An 18,635-nucleotide genomic window follows, 5' to 3' on the forward strand; every position below is an offset into this window, starting at 1 on the left:
CTTAGTTGCCCGCGTCCCAAACCCCACTTTCGGGACACCAGACGTCTCGAAAGTGGCTTTCGCGACACCCGCGCCCCCGGGGGACGCGCGGAGCGGCAGGCTAGGTTGACCGGATGAGTCTTCTCGATGACGTGGCCGAGCGCGACGGCTGGCGCTGCTGGGTGTGCGACGAACCGGTCGACCCCGACATGTCGGTGAACGACCCGCGCGGGCCCAGTGTCGACAGCCGGACCGCCGACCGGAAGGCCAAGATCCCCGAGCGGCTCGCGCATCGCGGGTGCAACACCCGCAAGGGCGCGGTCAAGGTGGTCATCGCCTGGCCGGACCGCCTCCACGTGGTCGAACCCGCGCCGTTGATCACCGTGGCCGGACGGCTGGAGCGCAAGGGAGGCCGCGAATTGGTCGCCCGTTGCCCAACCGAGCAAGACGCCAAAGAGGCCGCGAAGTGGCTCGAAGACCGGTTTTCCCGTCTGGTGCCGGGTTTGCCGGTGACCGCGGGCGTCGAGCCGGGCGGCGGCCAGTTCCTCGTCATCCTGAACGCCGGCCGTCGCTGAAGCGGCCGACGGAGCGCGTCCGTCCTCAAAGGACACCTGGCGATAGCCCTTTCTCCGTCTTCGCGCAAGCCCTGAACACACCATTGTCCGAGCCGTGGCCTGCCTGTTCACTCAGGGACGCCTGACGACGACAGGGTTTGATCGCCCGGGAAGCGAGGACACCGTGAGCGGATCCGGAAAGGCGTTACGGCGCAGGGTTGGCACGATGGCGGCCGCCGTACTGATGGCGGCCGGTCTCTCGATCACCGGCTCCGGCACGGCTTCGGCCGCGAACTACTACTACGAACTGCCGTTCCCGGCGGGTGAGGCGTACACGGTCACCCAGGGGCCCGAAGGCACCTTCTCCCACACCGGCCCCTACAACGAATACGCCTGGGATTTCGCTCTCCCCGCCAACTACGAGGTTTCCGCCGCGCAGGGCGGCCAGATCCTCGTCTCGGATTGGTCGCCCTACTGGCAGAACGGCATCGAGGTGATCATCCGGCACTCCAACGGCACTTGCACGCATTACGCGCACCTGAACCGGGCCATCTACAACGCGGGCACCCGGGTCCCGCAGGGCCGGGTCGTCGGCTGGTCCGGCACCACCGGGGCGTCCACCGACCATCACCTGCACTACCAGGTCATCAATTGCGCCACCCGGGTCGGGATCTCCTCCACCCTCCAAGGCGGCGTCCCCCGGACCGGTTCCCGCCCGGTCAGCGTCAACACCAGGGCGTAGCTCCTCTCACGGGCGCCGGCCGCAATTCACCACGGAACTTGAGGCCATAACGGCAATTTCACCCGAAAGTGGGTACGACGTCCGTGTTCCCCGCATTTCATCGGTATTTCATCGGCGCTCATTAACGTTCGGCCGGTAAACCCGACAGTGGGGAGAAACCGATGAAAAGAACCGGAGCACGTCTGCTCGCGACCGCCGTCCTGTCCGTCGTCACCCTGGCCGGCGCCATCGCCGGATCGGGCGCGGCACAGGCGGCGCCCGCGCGGCCCGACGGCCCGTGCGGGCCCGTCATGTTCGTCGTGCCGGGTTATCAGGACGGCGGGGCACAGAAACTCCTCGACCGGGCGTTCTCGCCCGGCGGCGCCGACCCGGTGCGTATTCCGTATCCGAACGGCGCCGGGGACGTGAATCTCTACGCCGACGTCGACGCCGGCGTCGCCAATCTCCGGACGGCGCTCTACAACCTCTATGTCACCTACGGCTGCGACCTCGAAACGAAGGTCTACATCGTGGGGTTCAGTCTCGGCGCCCTCGTCGCGGGCACGGTGCTGGAGACCGAACCGCCCGGACGCAACATCCAGGGGGTGCTGTTCGCGGACGGGCGGCGGCAGCCCGTCGAGTCGAATTGGCCGGGTGACCCCGGCGGGCTGATCGGGCACCTGCCCGTTCCCGGCCCCGGCGGCGCCGGTTTCCGGCCGGTGGATTCCTTCCGGTACCCGACGCTCAGTCTGTGCAACGGGCCGAGGGCGGCCGGTGGCGCTGATCTGATCTGCTTCGGCGGCACCAATCTGGACAGCTATTTCAGCTCGCACCCGTATTACAGCTTCGAGGTGAGCAACGAGCTGAACATCCACGGGGAAGGCCCGTACCCGAACAACCTGCGCAACCGCGTCATCCCGTAACCGGCTTCGCGACCTCCCCGGCGTTTCGCGCTCCACGCCGGGGAGGTTGCGTGGCGAACCGAGGTCGTGCCCTGGGGGACACGGCGGTCCGGACCTTCGGGCAACCCTTCGCCGCACCTGCTCTCGAAAGCAACCGCATTCCGCTTCCGGCGTCTTCCGGACAAAGCTTCGAACAACGGATGCGAGAGGGGCGCCGAAATGAAATTCACCGCGAAGAAGACGATCAAAACGGCCATTGTTGGCGGGGCGTTCGCCGCCACCGCACTCCTTTCCGCGTGCGGCGGGAACAATGTCGCGGGAAATGGTTCTCCGGTGAAGAACGCGGCCGTCGAACAGGCGCAGGCGGGTGGCGGCCAGGGGGCGGCCGCCGGCGGTTCCGACGCCGAGTCGGCCGGCGGCGATGTCAACTGCAGCAAGCACGGCGGCCAGGTCGGCGCCCCGGGGCGGCCGCGGATGGATCTGATCGCGGTGGCGGCGACGGACGGCACCACGCCGGGTTGCACCGAGGCGTACAACGTGATCACCGAGTACTACGAGAAACTGCCGCAGGCCGAAGGCCCCGGCGAGCGGGTGCTCGACGTACAGGGCAAATGGACCTGTGCCCGTCTGACGGAATCCGGGACCGAGGTGGTCTGCGGCGTGCCGAACAGCTCCCTGCAACTGGAGACCAGGCCCGCGGGCGGCGAACAGAACCGCAAATTCCCGGACACCACGCAGGATGTGCAGTTCACCGGATACGACGCCAATCTGCGAATGGTGCGCTTCCAGCTGATGGCCGACCAGTCCGGCGGCAAGACGTACCGGCTTCCGCTGCGGTCCGGCGCGGAGGTGTTCAGCGCGGCCACCCTGTGCCCCGGCGAATCGGTCACCGTCGACGACGAGGGCTACGGCAACCTGCCGTGCGGCAGGGACCAGCTGATCCGGCAGTTGCGGGACGGCAACCCGGTGCTCGCGCGGATCAGCGTGAACGGTGCGGACCAGATCACCACGGTCAAGGAGATCCACCGCCCCTGACACCCGGAAGGCGGAAACCGGTGGCCGTGGTCGAACCGTGCCGACCGCAGGCGTGACCCCACGCGAAATGTCCACAAGGACACTCCGCCTCGACGGAGCACCCGATTCATGCCCTTGTGCACAGTTCCCCCGTGGGGTCGTGAGTGAAAAAGAGGGTTAGAACGATCATTGCCACTCACGACCCCCGGCGCAAAGCGCGCAAATCGGGCACCGGGCGAGCCCTGGCGTCCCTTGCGGACGATTACCCCTCCAGATGAGCGAGCACTTCGGCCGCGGCGCGATACCCGGAACGGACGGCGCCGTCCATGTAGCCGTTCCAGATGTCCGAGTTCACATCTGTGCTAGCGTTCAAATGTTCTCAACATCTGATCTGAACATCTTGGATGGACACGTATGCGGATTCTCTTCGCCAGCCTCGCGTCGGTCGGCCATACCTATCCGCTGATCCCGCTCGCGATCGCCGCCAGGGACGCCGGGCACGAGGTACATTTCGCCGCCGGAGAGAACGTCCACCCGCCGCTGCTCAGGAACGGTCTCAAGCCCTTTCGCCCGGCGGACGCGTTCTACGAGATCTACGCCGAGGATCTCGAAGCGGACCTGGCCCGGCTGCGGCCCGACCTCGTCGTGCACGAATGGGGACAACCCGGGGTGGCCGTCGCCGCGGAACGCGCCGGGATCCCCGGCCTCTGGCACGGGTTCGGCCGCATGTTCCCCGACGGGATCGGGCTGGAGCCGCCGACGCGGCCCAGCCGGCCGCATCTCGACATCTGCCCACAGTCCTTGCAGGACAAGAACTTTCTGGCGACCGCGGAACGCGTCGCGCTGCGCCCCGTGCCCTACTCCGAACCGGCGGTGCCCCCGTGGCGCGTCGAAAAGTCCGCACGCCCGCTGGTCTATCTGACGCTCGGCACCGCCTTCGGCACGCCGGAACTCCTCACGACCGTGATCCGCGGCCTGGCTCCGCTCGGCGCGGACGTGGTGGTCGCCTCGGGCCGGGTCCGCCCGGAGGAACTCGGCACCGTGCCGGACAACGTGACGGTGCGGGCGTGGATCCCGCAAGCGGATCTGCTGCCGCACGTCGACGTGGTCGTGCACCACGGCGGCAGCGGCACGACGCTGGGCGCGCTCTCCGTCGGAGCCCCGCAGCTGGTCCTCCCGCAGGGCGCCGACCAGTTCGCCAACGCCGAAGCCCTGTGCGCGGCGGGTGCCGCGCTGAGTCTTCACCCCGGCGAACCGAGCGCGGAAGCCGTCACCGCGCACATCGGGAACCTGCTGGGGCGCGACGACCATCGCGACGCGGCCAGGGCGATCGCCGAGGAGATCGCCCGGATGCCCTCCCCCGGCGAGATCGCCCGCGTTCTGCCGGACTGGGTCTCGTAAGCGACTCAGAAGCCGAAGAGCTCCTGCGGCACTTCGTGCTCGTCCGGCCAGGTCAGCCAGGCGACGTCGGTCGGGCCGATGGCGCAGTTGGCCACCCGCCAGGACCGCGGGTCGTCGTCGACGCCCGTTTCGCTCCTCTTCTTGAGCAGGGCGACGTAGACGTCGGACATGACGCCGTCGGCCCGCTTGTTCTCGTAGATGGTGCCGGCGTAGTACGAACGGCCGGGTTCGGTGCCGCGCATCGTCCCCTGCAGGAACACCCAGGGGCCGAGCCGGTCGAGCTGTTCCACGGCCACCTGGACCCGATCGCCGAACTCCTGGTCGAGCCGGGCGGTGGCGGCCGCGAGTACCGCTTCCCGGACCGGGTCGCCGGGGTTCAGCGACACCGGAACGGGTCGTGCGGACGGGGTGTACATCAAGCTACCTCCCACTGGCGGGCGGCGACGCGAGTGAACGCGTCCGCCTGCCCGGTGCTGCTACGGCGTTCTGTCGGATCAGGTCGGCGGGGTGAGGATCTTCACGAGGCCGCCACCGCCGCCCATGCTGATCTTCTGCGAACCGTCGGGGTTGACGTTGTTCGAGCCGATGAACTGGCCATCGCCCGCGTACAACACGACGTGCCCGCCGTTGTTCGAGATCACCACGTCGCCCGGTTTCGCTTCGGAGAGCGGCACCGACCTCCAGCCGTCCGCTTCGAGGTTGGCCGTCAAGCCCGCGACCGAGGCACTGGCCTGCCCCTTGTCGATCAGGCCCGCCGCCTCGAGACAGCCGGAGACGAAGTTCGCGCAGTTGACGTTGTTCGGCACCCACGACTGCATGGCGGGCAGCTCGCCGCTGCCCTTGAGGTCGCCGGCGTTGCGGCCGAGGAACTGCTCGGCGATCTTCGCCGGGTTGTCGCCCCGCGCGTCGATCGGCTTCGCGGGCCTGCCGTCGCCCGGCACCCCGGCGGGGCCGCCACCGCCACCACCGCCGCTTCCACCACCGCCGCCGTCTCCCCCGCCGTAGCTGGGTGTGCTGCTGAGGTTGGAGTTGACCGGCTTCGCGTTGACGCTCGACGCCGTGGTCTGGCCGTCGTCGGCGGGGATGAGCTCGATGAAACCGCCTTCGATCTCCAGGCCGAGCGGCTTGAGGAGATCGTCGATCTGCTTCTCGGCGTCGTCCAGCGCCTTCTCGATCTCGTCCTTCTTGCCGTTGGAGTCTTTTTCGTTGAGCTGCCGGAGCCGCTCGATGTCCGACGCGGCGGCGGCGATCTCGTTGTCGTCCTCGGAGCTGTTCTTCCGGCGGCGGGCCGAATCGATCAGCTTGCGGTTGTCCGCGTCCTTGTCGTTGGCTTCCTGGGCGAGCTGTGCGACCTTCTTCTTGACCTCGTCGAGGATCTCGGACACCCGCTGGAGGATGTTCTTGGCCGCCTCGGCCTTGTCGCTGACCTTGTAGCTGGCCTTGCCGAGCTTTTCGAGGTGGTCGGCGACGGCGTCGGCGTCCTTGCCCTCCCAGTGGCGCAGGACGTCGTCGCGGAAGACCTTGAGATCGTCCCCGAGGTCGTTGGCCCTGGTGGCGGCTCCGCCGACCTTCCTGGCCTGGTCGTTGACCGCGCCTGAGTTGAGCTTCTGCGTCTGCTGGGCGTGTTTGTCGATGGCGTCCAGCGACTTCGGGCGGTCGTGCGACGGGTCGTCGAGCGTGCTCGGATTCCGCTCCGCGGTGGTCATCGGTAAATCCCCCTGGTTCCCGTCTTCAGTCCGATCAGTCCCGCTCGCGACCGTTGCCGCGGAGGGTGTCGACACCCGCGGCTTCGTCGTTCCGCATCCGCTGCGCGGCGTTGGCCAGCGCGTTCGACGCGGCGTCGACGAGCTTCGCGGCGGCCGCCAGTTCGGCGTTCACGCCGCGGTGGAAACCCTTCATCGTGGTCCCCGTGCTGGCCGCGTTCTTCAGGTCGCCGAACGCGCTTCCGGGATCGCCGTCGCCGAGGTCCTTGCCCGTGCCGCTGTAGCCGTCCTTCAGCCCGCCGACCTTCTTGGCCAGCGCGGCGATCTGCTCTGGATCGAATCGGCGAGTCATGAATGATCCTCCAGTCCGGCGCCTGCGCGCGTGCTTACCTGACCCACACTGCTCTGCGCACCCTATGAGTTCACACCCACGCGTGCGCACCGTTTCCCGAAACGCGGTGACGCCGTTCGTGCACTACCGACGCATCCGGCTACGCGTTGGTTCCCGGAAGATTTCCAACGGCATCCTCGGCGTGGAGATCTTACCCTCTCGGCACCCACCGCCAGCAGCCGAAGCTCACCCGGTCGGGGGGCCGGTGAGAGCGCGGAAACGCCTTTCCCGGAGCTCGGGCCTTTGCCAGGATGAGCCGCGATGACCATCGATCGGCGCACTCGCGCCTTGAACTCCCTGTCCGGCTTGACCCTCGGCGACGCGCTCGGTTCCCAGTTCTTCGTCCCTGAAAATCGCGACCACTGGGCGCGGCGGCAACCCCCGCCCGGCCCGTGGCAATGGACCGACGACGCCGAGATGGCGTGTTCCGTTTTCGCCGTCCTGGACCGGGCCGGCCGGGTCGACCAGGACCTGCCGGCCGCGAGTTTCGCGGCGCGTCACGACTTCGACCGGGGCTACGGCCCGTCCATGAACCGCTTGCTGCGGTTGGTCCGCGAAGGCGGCTCGTGGCGTGAACTGGTCGCGGATCTGTTCGACGGGCAGGGTTCCTGGGGCAACGGCGCGGCGATGCGGGTCGCGCCGCTCGGCGCTTGGTTCGGCGGCGATCCCGACGAGGCCGCGCGCCAGGCCGCGCTTTCGGCCGAGGTGACCCACACCCATCCGGACGGGGTGGCCGGCGCGATCGCGGTCGCGGTCGCCGCCTCGCTGGCCGCCACCCCGGAGCAGGCGGCACCGAAGGACTTCCTCGACCAGGTACTGCGGCGGGTGCCGCCGGGCCGCGTGCACGACGGTGTCCGCGCCGCCGTCCGCCTCGCCGGCGAGCCCTCGGCCGCGACCGCCGCCCACGAGCTGGGCAACGGCAGCCACACCGGCGCCCACGACACGGTGCCGTTCACCCTGTGGGCCGCGGCCCGGAATCTCGACGACTACGAGAAGGCCTTCTGGACCACGGCGGGCGCCGGTGGCGACGTCGACACCACCTGCGCCATCGTCGGAGGCATCGTCGCGACCCGTGTCGGGGCCGACGGCCTTCCGCCGTCCTGGCGGGACGCGTGCGAACCGCTCCCCGGCTGGGCGGGCGTCTAGACCAAGCCCAGCTCGCGCGCCCGGACGCCGGCCTGGAAGCGGGACCCGGCGCCGAGTGCGGCCATCAGCTCGGCCACCCGGCGCCGGTAGGTCCGCACGCCGAGGCCGAGGCTCCGGGCGGCGGTTTCGTCCTTGACGCCGCTGCCGAGCAGGTCCAGCACCGCGGGCGCGAGCCGCCGGATCTCGGACACCCGCGCGTCGAAGACGGCTAGCTCGGTGGCCGATCGCCAGGCCGCCTCGAACAGCGACATCACGCCCTGCACGGTTTCGGGCTGGGTGATGACGCTGTAGCCGCGCCGGCCGGCGGTCAGGTCACCGGCGAGGATGACGAGCCTGCCGTCCATCACGATCGTCTCGTTGACGTCCTCGGTGGAAATACGGACCTGGGCTCCGTGCCGGTCGCGGACCCTCGCGAGCTCCCGCGCGGTTCCCGGGTCGAGCAGCAGACCGGCCCGGTAGATCTTGCGGATCCGGACCTCGCCAGCCCGGCGCTCGGCGATCTCGCCTGCTCCGTGGGCGGCGACCCAGGTCGCGAGGTCGTTGGCCGCGCACGCCATGTCGGTCACGGTCGAGAACAGGTGCCCGACGCGGCGGAACAGCTCCTCCTCGCCGCGCACGACCGTGACCGCATCACTCGTCCGCATGGCATCGATACTGCCTCAACCGCGCGATCAGGTGGCAGGTTGTTGCCATTTTCTGACTACGGACGGCCTCGTCACGACGCTGGCGGTCATGACGAACCTTCACGACACCTGGCGGCTCGGCGACCTCACCGTCAACCGGATCGGCCTCGGCGCGATGCGGTTGACCGGGATGCCGTGGGACGAGAAGCCAAAGAGCCGCGAAAGCGCGATCGCCGTCCTGCGCCGCGCGATCGAACTCGGCGTCGACCACATCGACACCGCTTCGTTCTACTTCACACCCACGCGCTCGGCGAACGAGCTGATCGCCACCGCGCTCCAGCCCTACCCCGAAGGCCTCGTGATCACCACGAAGGTCGGCGCGGGCCGCGACCGCGACGGCGAATTCTCCTACGCGCGCCCGGATCAGCTCCGCGGCCAGGTCGAGGAGAACATCCGGCAACTCGGCCTCGACCACCTCGACGTCGTCAATCTGCGCTGGGGCGCCGCGATGGGCAAGGAGCCCGGCTCGGTGGCGGAGCACTTCGCCGCGCTGGCGGAGCTGCGCGAGGCCGGCTTGATCCGCCATCTGGGTGTCTCCAACGTCGTGGCGGACCAGCTGACCGAGGCGCTGTCGATCGCTCCGGTGGTCTGCGTGCAGAACCGCTACGGCCTGGCCGACCGGGAGGACGACGCGCTGGTCGACCTGTGCGGCGAGCACGGCATCGCGTTCGTGCCTTTCTTCGCCGTCACCACTTCGCTTCCCGGCGCCGCGACACCCGACGCCGTTCCGGGGCAGGCCGAGATCGCGAAAGTCGCCGCGGCGCACGACGCGACCCCGGCGCAGATCCGGCTCGCCTGGACCCTGCACCGCGGCGCGCACGTTCTCGCCATCCCCGGGACCGGCGACCCCCGGCATCTGGAGGAGAACGTCGCGGCGGGCGGCATCCGGTTGAGCGATGAGGAACTGGCCCTGCTCGACGGCGTCGGCCAGGCGAGTGGTCGTGAGGGTTCGACTTCGCGAGGGGTCGTGAGGGGTAAGGAGGGTTAGAACGATCATTACCACTCACGACCCCGCACGAAGCGTCCACATCGGGCATGCAGGCGAGTCTTGGTGTCCCTTGTGGACGGTGCGGTCACGAGCAGCCCGACTGGCAGGTCCCCCGGCATGCAAGACGCCACCTTTGGCTTTCCCTTCGGCTCACGACCCCGGTGGCCCGCTCGTGCCGGCGCCTCAGCGGCGGATCCGGTGATCCACGGCGACCCAGTTCGTCTCCCAGGTCGTCCCGCCGTCGGCCGAGAACGCCTGCTCGAAGCGCGCCACGTCCGGGCCTTGCCGGAAGACGAGGAAGCGCACCTTGATCGGACGGCCGCCGAGCTGGTCGTCGCCGTGGAACTCACCGACGCCGTCGCGGAATCCACCGTGGACCGCCGGGGTGAGCAGGCCGTCGCGCATGTTGACGAAGGTCAGGCTCCACCGCCCCGCCTGCGGTTCGTACAGCCGCAGGTTGAGCGCGTCGATGCGCCCGCTCGGGCCCGACACCTCGAATTCGAGGGCGTTCGCCCGCCGGTCCATGAGCGGGCGGACGGTGCTGGTGCCCGCGAACTGGAGCCACTGGTCCGCGGATTCCGAAAGCGGCTCGGCGAGCACCCGCACCGTCGAACGCCAGGCGCCGATCTCCCAGTCGAAAGCCCGCTGGGGATCAGTGCCCGAGGTCGACGCGTCGCCCGACGCCGCCGTCGCGATCAGCATCAGGGCCGAAAGGCCCACTGTCAGGATTCGTTTGTATGGCACGGTCATGGTCGAACTATCCGAGCGGAGGACGACCATGGACAAGAAGGCACCTGCGGGTAACCTTCCGCGGCCCAACCCGCTGCCCGGCTGTCCGATGGCCGCGGCGTTCGCCGCGATCGGCGGGAAGTGGAAGCTGACCCTGTTGTACTGGCTCGCCCACGGCGAGACTCATTTCGCGGGCCTCCGCCGCCGGGGCGCCCCCATCACGCCCAAGGTGCTGGCCGAACAGCTCCGCGAACTCGAAGCCGACGGGCTCGTCGAACGCGTGGTGACCGGGCCGGTCCCGGCGCGCGTCATCTACCGGCTCACTCCGTACGGGGCCACGGTGCTGCCGGTGGTCGAGGGAGTCCGGGTCTGGGGCGAGGCGCATCTCGAACGCACCCGAGGCGACGCCGCCCCGAACGCGGCGATGGGCTGTGCCGACGCGATCGGATAGCGCACACGCGTGATTGAACGGCGCACACGCGTGATCAGACGGCGAACTCGCGTGATTGAACGGCGAACTCGCGTGATCAGACGGCGCGCACGCCGGACCGGCGGGCGGCGGTCGCCGTGGCGAGGGCCTCCAGCACCTCCTGGGTGGCGGCGAGGTCGATGCACGCGTCCGTGATGGACTGACCGTAGGTGAGCGGCCGGTCGGGGTGGAGGTCCTGGCGGCCCGCCTTCAGGTTGGATTCGAGCATGACGCCGACGATGCCGCGCTGACCGTTCTTGACCTGTTCGGCGATCTGGCCGGCGACGACGGCCTGCCGCAGGTGGTCCTTGCGGCTGTTGTCGTGGCTGGCGTCGATCACCACCCGCCGCGGCAGCCCCGCGTTCTGCAGGGTGGTGAGCGCCGCGCGGACGGACGCCGGGTTGTGGTTGGGCGCGCTGTTGCCGCCGCGCAGCACGAGATGACAGTCCGGATTGCCGACCGTGTGCAGGATCGCGGGCAGGCCACTGGGGTCGACACCGGGGACGACGTGGCGCGCTTCGGCGGCGCGGATGGCGTCGACGGCGACGGTGACGTCCCCGTCGCGGCGGTTCTTGAAGCCGACCGGCATGGACAGCCCGCTGGCCAGCATGCGGTGGTTCTGGCTTTCCACCGTGCGGGCGCCGATCGCGCCCCACGAGACGGTGTCGGCGAGGTACGCCGGGATGGTGGTGTCCAGCCATTCGCACGCGGCGGGCAGGCCGCCGTCGGCGAGTTCGAGGAGCAGGTCCCTGGCGATGCGCAGGCCGCGGTTGACGTCGCCGGTGCCGTCGAGGTGCGGGTCGTTGATGAGCCCCTTCCAGCCACCGACCGTGCGGGGCTTCTCGAAGTACACGCGCATGACGACCAGGAGATCGTCGGCGAACCGGCCGGCGAGGGCGGCGAGGCGGTCGGCGTATTCGAGGGCCGCCGCGGGATCGTGGATGGAGCAGGGCCCGGCGATCACGAGCAGCCGGTCGTCCGTGCCGTCGAGGACGCGCAGGACGTTTTCCCTGCCGTGCCGCACCGTGTCGGCCGCGTTGGCGCCGAGCGGCAGTTCATGGTGCAGCAGGGCGGGCGTGACCAGCGGGACCATCCGGTCGATACGCTGGTTGTCGAGTTCGACCGTGGCGAGGGTTGTCATCACAGATATCCAGGGTTTCTGCCGGCACCGGTGCGGGAAAGCCGGGTTTTCCGGCCCGGCCGGCGGTCTCGGGTGAACGAAGAAACAAACCCGGCGTTATTCGAGCGAGAAAGTCTCTTACCCGGAATCTTCCACCATTCGCCACGCGGAACAACGGTCCAACCCGAATTCAGCGACCGGTCCAGACCGGATCCCGTTTCTCGGCGAAGGCACGGGCGCCTTCGCTCGCGTCCGCACTGGTCCGTCGCCGTTCTTCCCACGGATACGAGGTTTTGAACGCTTCTTCGAGTGGGAGGTCGAGCGAGCGCAGCGCGGCCTCCTTGATCGCGCGGACCGAAAGCGGGGCCGCGCGCACCAGGTCGTCCGTCCATTCGGCGACACGCCGGTCCAATTCGGCGAACGGCACGACTTCGTTGACCAGCCCGTGGTGCAATGCCGTCGCCGCGTCCATTCTCCGCCCGGTCAGCAGATATCCCATCGCCACCTTCAGCGGAAGCTGCCTCGGCAATCGGAACACCCCGCCCGCGCCGGCGATCAGGCCGAGCCGGACCTCCGGCAACGCGAAGACCGCCTCGTCGGAGGCGACGACGACGTCGCACGCGAGCGCCAGCTCGAAGCCGCCGCCCAGCGCGTAGCCGTGCACCCGGCCGACCACCGGTTTGGACAGGGTGAACCGGTCGGTCAGCCGGGGATGTCCCGGCTGACCGCTGCTGCCGAACGTCGACGCCTCGACGCCTTCCTCGGTCAGCCGCGCGCGTTCCTTGAGGTCCTGTCCGACCGAGAACGCGCGATCCCCCGCGCCGGTCAGGACCACCACACGGACGTCGTCGTCGGCTTCGACGTCGTCCCAGATCCCGGCGAGTTCCGCGTGCATCCGCCGGTCCATCGCGTTCAGCACTTCGGGCCGGTCCATCGTCACGTACGCGACGTGGTCCTTCTTTTCGTACCGCACCGGGCTTTCGCTCATCGCGAGCCCACCGCGAACCCGTCCACCTTGCCGATCACGTCCGCGCCGTAGATGCGCAAAGCCTGCTGCAGCGCGAATTCGGCGATGTACCGGCGGAATTCCTCCGGTGGTTCCTCGGCCAGGTTCAGCATGCGCCGGTTCGCGACCACGGCCTCGCCGTCGAGCCGGGCGAGTGCGCCGCCGATCGCCGCGTCCATCTCCTCCGGCGCGACGACCTCGTCGACGATCGACCGGGCGGCCGGCTCGTCCGCCCGGAGCTTGCGGCCACCGAGGATCACCTGCCGCGCCACGCGGGGCCCGGCGATCCGCGAAAGCCGGAAGTTCGACACCCCGGGGATGATCCCCTCCTTCGCCGCGGGCAGGCTGAGGTACGCGTCCGACGCCGCCAGCACGTGGTCGAAGACCAGCAGCAGCTGGGTCCCGCCGCCGATGGCGAAGGAATCGACGGCCGCCATCCAGGGCTTGTCGGTGAACCGGGAATGCCAGGACTCGCCGGTCAGCAGGCCGCGGAAGATCTTCTGGATATAACCCGTCTCACGCCGCAGAAGGAAATCGACGAGCGGGATCTCGCCGGCGCTGAGCTTCTTGAGGTTGATCCCCGCGCAGAACACCCGGCGCCCCAGATAGCGGGGATGGCTCATCACCCCGCCCCGCACCAGTCCCATCCGGACGGACGGATCGAGCAGCGCCAGGTCGACCGCCGTCTCCATGTCGTCGACCTGCTGGGCGTCCTCGGCGTTCAGGCAGTCGTCGCGGCACAGGGTCAGGTGTGCGACACCGTCACGGCGTTCCAGCCGGACGGCCTCCATCTCCACGACACCGGTCTCGGCGAATTCCGGTAGCAGCCGCTGTGCCCTGGCGGTGGGCCGGAGCATCGCGTCGAGCAGATGCGGGCCGGCCTTCGGCGCGCGCAGGATCCCGCGCAGGAAGATGCCCTGGTCGATCTCGCGCCCTTCCTTCGCCGCCTGCGGACGCGACCGCTCGGCCGCCATCTGCTGCTCAGAGGGCACCAGGCCGGGGAAGGCGAGCGCGGCGGCACGGACGAGTTCGTCGACACGCAGGTACCGCGTCCGGCCGTCGGTCAGTTCGGCGTAGATCTCTTCGGCGTGCGCCTCGACGAAGGCCGTGCGCGCGGCCCGGATCTCGTCGTCGACCCGGTGGGCCTCCCCCGCCAGGGCCCGGAGATCGAGCCCTGGCGCGCTGTCCGTCGTCACGACTTGGCTTCCCGGCGCAGCGCCCGGTCGGCCGCGGCCAGATGGGAACCGAGTGCCTCCTCGAAGGCGGTCGAGCCCGCTTCGAAGATCAGCTGACGCCGGATCGCCGCCTCGGCGCCGTCCAGCACGCTGTCCAATGAGGACAGTGTCGCGGCCGGGTCGGCGGACACCTCGTCGATCAGGTCGAGGGCGAGCGCGCGGTCCGTCCCGATCGGGGTACCGAGCAGCACGGCCCGCCGGATGCCCGCCGCACCCGCCTGTTTGGTCAGCCGGTACACGCTCATCCCCGGCCAGGTGCCGCCACCCGCCCAGGCGAGCCGCAAGGTGGTGCCCGGCTCGGCGATCCGGATGTCGGCGGCGAGCAGGAGATCCAGTGCCATCCCGGCGCACTCGCCCGACGCCACCACCGCCGTGAGCCTGCCGAGGCGTTCGAACCGGCGCACGGCCCGCTCCCATTTGGACACCAAGCCGACCGCGAGTCCCTTCGCCCAGCCGGCAGGCGGGGCACCCGTGACGTGGATGGTCACCGGTCCCGGCTCACGCTGGTCCTCGGCGCGATCGCAGAGCGCCGCGATCTCCTCGACGGCCGCGGCCGACAGCGGACGGGAGCCGTCGAAACGCAGCACCAGGTCACCCTTGTTCTCATTACGTGTCACCATTGAATAAGCGCCATTTCGATTGTGGAGCCAGGCCCCATGGTCATGAGCACGCCGTAGTCCCCCGGGCGGGCGACGTCTTCGTCGGCGAGCCGCTCGTAGGAGAAGAGGAAGGAGCCGCTGGAAAGGTTCCCGTAGTCGCGGAGCACGCCGGTGGTGTGGCGGACGTCGTACCGGCTCAGGCCGAGGTTGACGACGACCGCGTCGATCACCTTCTTCCCGCCGGAATGCACCAGCCAGTGGCCGATGTCGCTGCGGCGCAGACCCGTCCCGGACAGGAGCCGGTCGATGACGATTTCGGCGTGCGCCCCGACCACGTAGGGAATCTGCGGATCGAGGAAGAAACTGAACCGGTCCTGGTCACGGTCCCAGTCGTAGCGCATCGCGTCGACCGCGTCGGTGATGATGTAGCTGGCGAATTTCAGGACGCGCGGACCCGGCACGCGCCCGTCTCCGGAAACGAGCGCGAGCGCCGCGGATCCGTCGCCGAAAAGACTGTTGACCACCGCGGTCCGCATCGTGCCGTCCAGGGCGTAAGCGGCGGAGCACGCCTCGCTGCACAGGACGACGCCGAGTTCGCCAGGGTGCGCCGCGGACCAGCCCGCGACCACGTTGAGCGCGTTGAGACCGGCGTTGCAGCCCATGCCCACGATGTCCGACCGGCTGCAGTGCGGGTCGATGCCCAGCTCGCGGATGATCAGCGCGCTGAGGCCGGGGGTGAGGAAGCCGGTCGAGGTGACGCAGCAGAGGTGACGCAGGTCGGAAAGCGTCGCTCCCGCCGACTTCAGGCAGGCTTCGAGCGCGCGGCAGCCCATGTCGACGGCGATCTTCTTGTGCTTGTCGAGCAGATCGCCCTGCGGTTCGGCCGCGCGGGCGCCGCCGCGCTCTTCCGGTGGCAGGGTGAGGAAACGCCGCTCGATGGCGCTGTTCAGGAAGACCGAGCGGATCTTCGGATCCTCGATGCCGAGGATTTCGAGCAGTTCGGCTTGCGAGTAGGACGCCGAGGAGACCGCGGTCCCCACGCCGGCGAACCGGGTGATCTCGGTGAGTCCGGTGAGGACGGAAAGGTCTTCGGCCGGTTCGATGATGGCAGTCATCGGTACATCCACCCCCATGTTCTGAGCTTGCTCCGAAGCAGCTGCTTGACCTGCGCAGCGGGCATTGGTCTCACCTTTCGCGGATCTCAGTGGACAATTCCGAAATTAGGCTTCGCCGATCTCGTCGGTCAACGCGTCCAAGCCCTTTTCGCGCCGGAAACCGTTACCGGCTCACGATTCGGGACCGAGTGGAACGTGTCGCGAAAGCCACTTTCGGGACATCTGGTGCCCCGAAAGTGGCTTTCGCTACATGTGGCGACTGTCGCAAGTGGACCGACCGCGCGTCATGGAGGCCGGCTGTCCGTGAAGGCCTCCATGACTACCTTCAGGGTAGGGAAGGAGGCCTTCACGGAACGAACGACTCACGGGCGGCGGTAGATCGTCATGGAGTGGCCCACCCGCTCCACCTGCGTGCTCCCGGCGATCAACGCCGCCAGATCGCCGGTCGCACCGCCCGGCTGACCGCCTCCACCGGTACCGCCTCCGCCCATCGGGTCGGAGAAGGCCCCTAGGACCGCGGAATCCGACACGGCGAGCACCCCGTGCACCTGGTCCGCGGGCACCGTGAGCGGATCGGCGGCGTCGATGCCGTAGTGGGACGGCAGACCACTCCCCTGGTAGACGAGCCAGGTGCGCTCACCCGCGTAGTCCGTCTTCAGCCGGTCCGCCAGGCGGCCGAGGTCCTGCCCCCAGTCGACGTTCGAATCCAGCAGGTACCGGTGGGTGTTCTCCGGCCCGCCGAACGCCTCGTTGGAGTACGGGAGGTAGTACGGGAACGTCATCAGCGAACTGACCGCGGCGAAGGCCACGACGACCACCGCGGCAGCCTTCACCCACCGTCTGCGGACGACGAGCACCGCGGCCGCCGCGACGGCCAGGAACATCGGCGCGAAAGCCAGGTACCGCACGCCGTTGTCGCGGACGATGACCATGGCCGTGGTCATCAGCAAGGCGGTCGGAAGGAGTACGTACGGCGCGGCCGGGCGCAACCGCCGCACCGACAACAGCACGGCGGCGCCCGCCAGCCAGATCGCCATCGCGCCCAGTGGCGTCTTCACCAGCAGCGCGGCCGGGCCGTAGTACCAGAGCGATCCCGTGTAGTGCCTGCCGAACAGGAAGTTGTGCCACACGTGGTCTTCGAGTTCGAACTGGAACCGCATCCCGTCCTTCAACGGCTGAGGGAACGGCAGCCAGTCGACGAAGGTGCGCATTCCGTGGAGCGGTTGCATTCCCTGCGGTGTCTCCCAGCGCAACCGCGGATCCACCACGAGGTAGGAGGCCCACACGACGGCGATCGCGATCAGCGCCATCCCGGCGGCCGCCAGCACGCCGCGTCCGATCAGCATGGCCGGGGCCTTCAGGTCGAGACCGAGGGCGCGGCGGGCGTGCCACACGGACAGCACGGCCAGCGGGATGAGCACCGGGACCGCCACCAGGGAAAGCACTTTCGTGGCGGTGGCCGCACCGAGGGCGAGCCCGGCGAGCGGGAGATAGAGACCGGGGCGGCGCCGGGCACGCCACACCAGCCAGACCGACGTCAGCAGGAACCCCGCCACCGGCACGTCGAGCGTCGCCAGCGAGCCATGCGCGATGACGTCGGGCGAGAAGGTGAACAGGGTGAGCGCCAGCAGCCCGCCGGCGCGGCCGGCCAGATCGGACGCGAACGCGAAGACGACCAGCCCGAACAGCAACGTCAGCAGGATCACCGGCAGCCGCGCGAACAGCATCAGCCGTTCCGGATCGTTCCCCGCCTCGTAGACGACGTGCTTGCCGAGTTCCCATTCATGCCCGTTGAAGCCGGGAGCCACCTTCGGATCGGTGAAGGCCACCCCGGTCGCGATGATGAGTTTGCCCAGCGGTGGGTGTTCGGGGTTGTACCGCAGGCTGTGCTCTTCGAGATAGACCACCGCGGTGCCGACGTAGACCGGCTCGTCGATGGTCGGGGACTGTTCCACGGCGGTCGTGATCATCGCGATCGCCATCTGGGTGAGCAGGGCGAGCACGGCGCCCGCGAACAACCACCGCTGGTGTCTTCGCACCCAGGCGATCCACTTCGAAGTGTCCATTGACGGCTGAAGGCCATCGGTCGTCAAGTTCGGCGTCCTTCCCCCGGCGGGCCGGTGCGCCCGGCCCGCCCTGGATAACGATTACCCGGCCGGGCACCCGCGCCTTCGAGGGCCATCACGGCCGGCGCCGCCGTTCGGGCGGCGCCGGGTCGGGTCCGTGATGGCCCTCGTCGGCCGGGCGTGGATGAAGAGAAAGTCAGACGGAGAGCGGAAGAACGGACAGCCGCCGTTCGATCTCCTGGCAGACGTTGTAGTCGGGGAGCATTCCCTGCCCCTCCGCCTCGCCGAGGGTGAGGGCCGCCGTGTCCCGTTCGGACAGGATCGGCACGACGTCGGTGTCGATCGGCAGGCCCAGCGCCGGGTCCAGGGGCGAAAGGGCGAGCTCGTTCTCCGCCACGTACGGCGAGGAGATCATGTACGACATGACGGTGTCGTCTTCGAGCGCCACGAAGGCGTGGCCGACCCCGACCGGGAAGTACATCGTCCGGAAGTTCTCCTGGTCCATCAGGACCGCGTCCCATTTGCCGAACGTCGGCGAGCCGACCCGGATGTCGACCACGATGTCCAAGGCCTTGCCGCGGGGACAGTAGACGTACTTCGCGGTGCCCGGCGGCGTCACGGTGTAGTGGATTCCCCGCACCACACCGCGTTTCGACCGGCTGTGGTTCGTCTGCGCCACCGGGAAGAGCGGGCCGCCGTGGGCCTCGATGAACGCCTCCTCCTGATAGGGCGACACGAACAGGCCCCGATCGTCGGGGAAGACGCGCGGGGTGAACTCGAGCGCGCCTTCGACGGCGAGTTTGCGTGCTTGCAC

General features: G+C 69.1%; 20 protein-coding genes. 8 read left to right on the forward strand and 12 right to left on the reverse strand.

Features of this window, described 5'->3' with window-relative positions:
• Positions 1–113 precede the first annotated feature (113 nt).
• The 5 genes from ACZ3HL_RS17630 to ACZ3HL_RS17650 all read left to right on the forward strand — a co-directional run bounded on the left by ACZ3HL_RS17630 (position 114) and on the right by ACZ3HL_RS17650 (position 4,571).
• Positions 114–554 carry a hypothetical protein gene (locus tag ACZ3HL_RS17630; protein WP_465532084.1) on the forward strand — a complete coding sequence of 147 codons (441 nt, stop codon included), beginning with the start codon at positions 114–116 and terminating at the stop codon, positions 552–554.
• Between the two features lie 205 nt (positions 555–759).
• Positions 760–1,275 (forward strand): M23 family metallopeptidase, encoded by a 516-nt coding sequence (locus ACZ3HL_RS17635; protein WP_465532086.1) that lies wholly within the window; start codon positions 760–762, stop codon positions 1,273–1,275.
• 161 nt (positions 1,276–1,436) lie between these two features.
• Entirely contained in the window at positions 1,437–2,177 is a 741-nt protein-coding gene (locus ACZ3HL_RS17640; protein ID WP_465419771.1) for a hypothetical protein, read from the forward strand.
• 198 nt (positions 2,178–2,375) lie between these two features.
• Positions 2,376–3,191, forward strand: coding sequence for a hypothetical protein (locus ACZ3HL_RS17645; protein ID WP_465532088.1), 816 nt, complete (start codon positions 2,376–2,378; stop codon positions 3,189–3,191).
• 393 nt (positions 3,192–3,584) lie between these two features.
• The gene (locus ACZ3HL_RS17650) at positions 3,585–4,571 is read left to right on the forward strand and encodes a glycosyltransferase (protein WP_465419775.1); all 987 of its coding nucleotides are present in this window, start codon (positions 3,585–3,587) and stop codon (positions 4,569–4,571) included.
• Positions 4,572–4,576: 5 nt separating this feature from the next.
• Here the strand turns inward: ACZ3HL_RS17650 and ACZ3HL_RS17655 are convergent, their stop codons facing one another.
• From ACZ3HL_RS17655 to ACZ3HL_RS17665, 3 genes are all read right to left on the reverse strand, one after another.
• Positions 4,577–4,987, reverse strand: coding sequence for a hypothetical protein (locus tag ACZ3HL_RS17655; protein WP_192746224.1), 411 nt, complete (start codon positions 4,985–4,987; stop codon positions 4,577–4,579).
• A 78-nt stretch (positions 4,988–5,065) separates the two neighbouring features.
• Entirely contained in the window at positions 5,066–6,277 is a 1,212-nt protein-coding gene (locus ACZ3HL_RS17660; protein WP_465532090.1) for a WXG100 family type VII secretion target, read from the reverse strand.
• A gap of 34 nt (positions 6,278–6,311) precedes the next feature.
• Positions 6,312–6,626, reverse strand: a complete 315-nt coding sequence (locus ACZ3HL_RS17665) for a hypothetical protein (protein WP_465532092.1) — start codon at positions 6,624–6,626, stop codon at positions 6,312–6,314.
• Between the two features lie 300 nt (positions 6,627–6,926).
• Between ACZ3HL_RS17665 and ACZ3HL_RS17670 the strand changes: the two genes are divergently transcribed.
• Positions 6,927–7,811: an ADP-ribosylglycohydrolase family protein gene (locus tag ACZ3HL_RS17670; protein WP_465532094.1), complete on the forward strand. Its 885-nt coding sequence runs from the start codon at positions 6,927–6,929 to the stop codon at positions 7,809–7,811.
• Here ACZ3HL_RS17670 and ACZ3HL_RS17675 read toward each other — a convergent pair.
• A complete protein-coding gene (locus tag ACZ3HL_RS17675) occupies positions 7,808–8,455 on the reverse strand; it encodes a DNA-binding response regulator (RefSeq protein ID WP_465532096.1) in 648 nt (215 codons plus the stop codon). The two genes, ACZ3HL_RS17670 and ACZ3HL_RS17675, sit on opposite strands and share 4 nt — an antisense overlap.
• An 88-nt stretch (positions 8,456–8,543) precedes the next feature.
• Between ACZ3HL_RS17675 and ACZ3HL_RS17680 the strand changes: the two genes are divergently transcribed.
• Complete coding sequence (locus ACZ3HL_RS17680) at positions 8,544–9,482, forward strand: oxidoreductase (RefSeq protein WP_465532098.1); 939 nt, start codon at positions 8,544–8,546, stop codon at positions 9,480–9,482.
• A 183-nt stretch (positions 9,483–9,665) separates the two neighbouring features.
• On the opposite strand, the gene ACZ3HL_RS17685 is transcribed toward ACZ3HL_RS17680, so the two are convergent.
• Positions 9,666–10,232 (reverse strand): hypothetical protein, encoded by a 567-nt coding sequence (locus tag ACZ3HL_RS17685; RefSeq protein ID WP_465419787.1) that lies wholly within the window; start codon positions 10,230–10,232, stop codon positions 9,666–9,668.
• Between ACZ3HL_RS17685 and ACZ3HL_RS17690 the strand changes: the two genes are divergently transcribed.
• Positions 10,231–10,662, forward strand: coding sequence for a winged helix-turn-helix transcriptional regulator (locus tag ACZ3HL_RS17690; protein ID WP_465532100.1), 432 nt, complete (start codon positions 10,231–10,233; stop codon positions 10,660–10,662). The two genes, ACZ3HL_RS17685 and ACZ3HL_RS17690, sit on opposite strands and share 2 nt — an antisense overlap.
• Before the next feature lie 76 nt (positions 10,663–10,738).
• Here the strand turns inward: ACZ3HL_RS17690 and ACZ3HL_RS17695 are convergent, their stop codons facing one another.
• The 7 genes from ACZ3HL_RS17695 to ACZ3HL_RS17725 all read right to left on the reverse strand — a co-directional run bounded on the left by ACZ3HL_RS17695 (position 10,739) and on the right by ACZ3HL_RS17725 (position 18,635).
• Complete coding sequence (locus ACZ3HL_RS17695; protein ID WP_465419791.1) at positions 10,739–11,821, reverse strand: 3-deoxy-7-phosphoheptulonate synthase; 1,083 nt, start codon at positions 11,819–11,821, stop codon at positions 10,739–10,741.
• 169 nt (positions 11,822–11,990) lie between these two features.
• Complete coding sequence (gene dpgD, locus ACZ3HL_RS17700) at positions 11,991–12,788, reverse strand: enoyl-CoA-hydratase DpgD (RefSeq protein ID WP_465532102.1); 798 nt, start codon at positions 12,786–12,788, stop codon at positions 11,991–11,993.
• Positions 12,785–14,002, reverse strand: coding sequence for a (3,5-dihydroxyphenyl)acetyl-CoA 1,2-dioxygenase DpgC (gene dpgC / locus ACZ3HL_RS17705; RefSeq protein ID WP_465532104.1), 1,218 nt, complete (start codon positions 14,000–14,002; stop codon positions 12,785–12,787). The genes dpgD and dpgC overlap by 4 nt, the downstream gene beginning before the upstream one ends.
• Positions 13,999–14,661 carry an enoyl-CoA-hydratase DpgB gene (dpgB, locus tag ACZ3HL_RS17710; protein ID WP_465532106.1) on the reverse strand — a complete coding sequence of 221 codons (663 nt, stop codon included), beginning with the start codon at positions 14,659–14,661 and terminating at the stop codon, positions 13,999–14,001. The genes dpgC and dpgB overlap by 4 nt, the downstream gene beginning before the upstream one ends.
• Entirely contained in the window at positions 14,655–15,755 is a 1,101-nt protein-coding gene (gene dpgA / locus ACZ3HL_RS17715; protein WP_465419800.1) for a 3,5-dihydroxyphenylacetyl-CoA synthase DpgA, read from the reverse strand. Before dpgA ends, dpgB begins: the two co-directional genes overlap by 7 nt.
• A 362-nt stretch (positions 15,756–16,117) precedes the next feature.
• Positions 16,118–17,794, reverse strand: coding sequence for an ArnT family glycosyltransferase (locus ACZ3HL_RS17720; RefSeq protein WP_465532108.1), 1,677 nt, complete (start codon positions 17,792–17,794; stop codon positions 16,118–16,120).
• A gap of 223 nt (positions 17,795–18,017) precedes the next feature.
• Positions 18,018–18,635 (reverse strand): dTDP-4-dehydrorhamnose 3,5-epimerase family protein, encoded by a 618-nt coding sequence (locus ACZ3HL_RS17725; protein ID WP_465419804.1) that lies wholly within the window; start codon positions 18,633–18,635, stop codon positions 18,018–18,020.

Source organism: Amycolatopsis sp. NPDC000009 (genome assembly GCF_055563465.1).

Coding starts and splice junctions, on each gene's coding strand:
- ACZ3HL_RS17630 (WP_465532084.1), top strand. CDS start 114: ATGAGTCTTCTCGATGACGTGGCCGAGCGCGACGGCTGGCGCTGCTGG.
- ACZ3HL_RS17635 (WP_465532086.1), top strand. CDS start 760: ATGGCGGCCGCCGTACTGATGGCGGCCGGTCTCTCGATCACCGGCTCC.
- ACZ3HL_RS17640 (WP_465419771.1), top strand. CDS start 1,437: ATGAAAAGAACCGGAGCACGTCTGCTCGCGACCGCCGTCCTGTCCGTC.
- ACZ3HL_RS17645 (WP_465532088.1), top strand. CDS start 2,376: ATGAAATTCACCGCGAAGAAGACGATCAAAACGGCCATTGTTGGCGGG.
- ACZ3HL_RS17650 (WP_465419775.1), top strand. CDS start 3,585: ATGCGGATTCTCTTCGCCAGCCTCGCGTCGGTCGGCCATACCTATCCG.
- ACZ3HL_RS17655 (WP_192746224.1), bottom strand. CDS start 4,987: ATGTACACCCCGTCCGCACGACCCGTTCCGGTGTCGCTGAACCCCGGC.
- ACZ3HL_RS17660 (WP_465532090.1), bottom strand. CDS start 6,277: ATGACCACCGCGGAGCGGAATCCGAGCACGCTCGACGACCCGTCGCAC.
- ACZ3HL_RS17665 (WP_465532092.1), bottom strand. CDS start 6,626: ATGACTCGCCGATTCGATCCAGAGCAGATCGCCGCGCTGGCCAAGAAG.
- ACZ3HL_RS17670 (WP_465532094.1), top strand. CDS start 6,927: ATGACCATCGATCGGCGCACTCGCGCCTTGAACTCCCTGTCCGGCTTG.
- ACZ3HL_RS17675 (WP_465532096.1), bottom strand. CDS start 8,455: ATGCGGACGAGTGATGCGGTCACGGTCGTGCGCGGCGAGGAGGAGCTG.
- ACZ3HL_RS17680 (WP_465532098.1), top strand. CDS start 8,544: ATGACGAACCTTCACGACACCTGGCGGCTCGGCGACCTCACCGTCAAC.
- ACZ3HL_RS17690 (WP_465532100.1), top strand. CDS start 10,231: ATGGTCGAACTATCCGAGCGGAGGACGACCATGGACAAGAAGGCACCT.
- ACZ3HL_RS17685 (WP_465419787.1), bottom strand. CDS start 10,232: ATGACCGTGCCATACAAACGAATCCTGACAGTGGGCCTTTCGGCCCTG.
- ACZ3HL_RS17695 (WP_465419791.1), bottom strand. CDS start 11,821: ATGACAACCCTCGCCACGGTCGAACTCGACAACCAGCGTATCGACCGG.
- dpgD (WP_465532102.1), bottom strand. CDS start 12,788: ATGAGCGAAAGCCCGGTGCGGTACGAAAAGAAGGACCACGTCGCGTAC.
- dpgB (WP_465532106.1), bottom strand. CDS start 14,661: ATGGTGACACGTAATGAGAACAAGGGTGACCTGGTGCTGCGTTTCGAC.
- dpgA (WP_465419800.1), bottom strand. CDS start 15,755: ATGACTGCCATCATCGAACCGGCCGAAGACCTTTCCGTCCTCACCGGA.